The organism is Bradyrhizobium sp. (assembly GCF_049586575.1).
GTDB lineage: Bacteria > Pseudomonadota > Alphaproteobacteria > Rhizobiales > Xanthobacteraceae > Bradyrhizobium.
Genome location: NZ_JBAVCF010000560.1, coordinates 1 through 1664, shown reverse-complemented (window position 1 = coordinate 1664; position 1664 = coordinate 1). Strand labels below are relative to the sequence as shown.

Annotated in this window: 1 protein-coding gene and 1 pseudogene; one reads left to right on the top strand and one right to left on the bottom strand. The window is 63.2% G+C overall.

Annotated elements, in window-relative coordinates; all coding sequences use genetic code 11:
• Positions 1-1064 (top strand): annotated as a pseudogene (locus WB528_RS21200) (hypothetical protein); the annotation flags it as partial.
• A 126-nt stretch (positions 1065-1190) separates the two neighbouring features.
• Here the strand turns inward: WB528_RS21200 and WB528_RS21195 are convergent.
• The coding region (locus WB528_RS21195) for an integrase core domain-containing protein (RefSeq protein ID WP_423890374.1) at positions 1191-1664 on the bottom strand (474 nt) is incomplete at its 5' end.

Here is a 1664-nt window from a genome sequence, read left to right as displayed (position 1 = left end):
CACCAGGCGTCTCGCTCGGCTGGTTCGTCGGGATGGACGGCAACAACTTCAATGAGCCGGCCGACACGATCACGACGAATACCGGCATCGGCGTGATGCTCGAGACGGTTGCGGCCGCGTGTGAAACGCCGGAGCTCATGCTGTTCAATCCGCCCGCACAGGGAACGAACGCGCAGCAGGTGATGAACTCCGTCGCGTCCGCCGTCGGCGTGAGCGCTCCGACCTTCACGCTCGGCAACGACACCCGCATCATCGGCGAGGTGCGGCGCGAGTGCTTCGTCTCCGCATCGGGGCTGCGTGACGCCATGTGGTCACTGCACCGCGCGCTACGCGAGGCGCGCGAGTTGATCTACATCGAGTCGGCCCAGTTCGCCCGCACCGCCCGGCCAACCGGCCAGCCGACCGCCGAGCAGGTGGACCTCGTGGGCGAGCTCGTCACCAGCCTGAGCAACCATCCCAACCTGCGGGTCATCATCTGCACGCCGCGCGAATCGGATTTCGCCGCGAACTATCCGGGCTGGGGACGCAAACATTATAAGGCGCGCACCGAAGCGGTGAGCAACCTGCTCGCCGCCGCGCCCGACCGCATCGCGGCGTTCCATCCGGTGGGTTTTCCCGGGCGCACGGCGTTCATCCGCACGACCAACATCATCGTCGATGACGTCTGGTGTCTTTCGGGCGCGACGCACTTCCGCCGGCGGGGCATGACGTTCGACGGCTCTGTCGCCATCGCGTCGTTCGACCGTCAGATGGACAACGGCGGCTATTCGCGCAACGTGCGCGCCTATCGCCGCGCGCTGATGGCGGCGAAGATGGCGATCGTCGCGCCTGGTGGCCAGTCGGCATCGGCGGACTGGATGCGGCTCGCGCACCCACAATCGGCCTTCGCGCTGGTGACCGATTGGCTCGCGCAGGGCGGCCTCGGATTGATCCAGCCGCTCTGGCCCGGCCCGTCGGACACGACCGTCCTGCCGGCTACCGACGACATGGCCGACCCGGACGGGTCGAACGGCACGACATTCCTCGGGCTGTTTGCGAGCCTCATCGCCGAGGCTGGCAGCTGATGCCTGTGCTTCGAATGACTTTTGTTCAGTGCACGTCACTTGGCCGGCAGCATCAACTGTATTAGCTCGAACTCGATCTGACGGACGGCACCTGGTTGAGCGATCGGGTATTGATGTCCGATGTTGTCAGGCGGCGATCATTTTCTCCTTCGTCATCGGCAATGCGTCCAGGAAGGTCTGCATTGGGGTTTTGCCGAAGCACCATCGTCCTTGATGTGGCAGCGCCTCATTATATTCCTTGATCCAGGAATCCAGATCGGCCTGCAGCTCGTCGATCGAACGATACACCTTTTTTCGAAACGCGACACGGTAGAATTCGTTCAGCATGGTTTTGTGGAAGCGCTCGCAGATGCCGTTGGTCTGCGGGCTCTTGGTCTTGGTGCGGGTGTGATCGGTATCCTCGACCGCGAGATAGAGCTCATATTCATGCCGTTCGGGGTCGCCGCAGTATTCACTGCCGCGGTCGGTCAGCATGCGCGTGAGCTTCACGTCATGGCTCTCGAACAGCGGGATCACGCGGTCATTGACGAGATCGGCGGCCGTGATCGGCGTCTTTCGATCGTAGAGTTTGGCGCAGACCACCTTGCTGTAGGTGTCGAT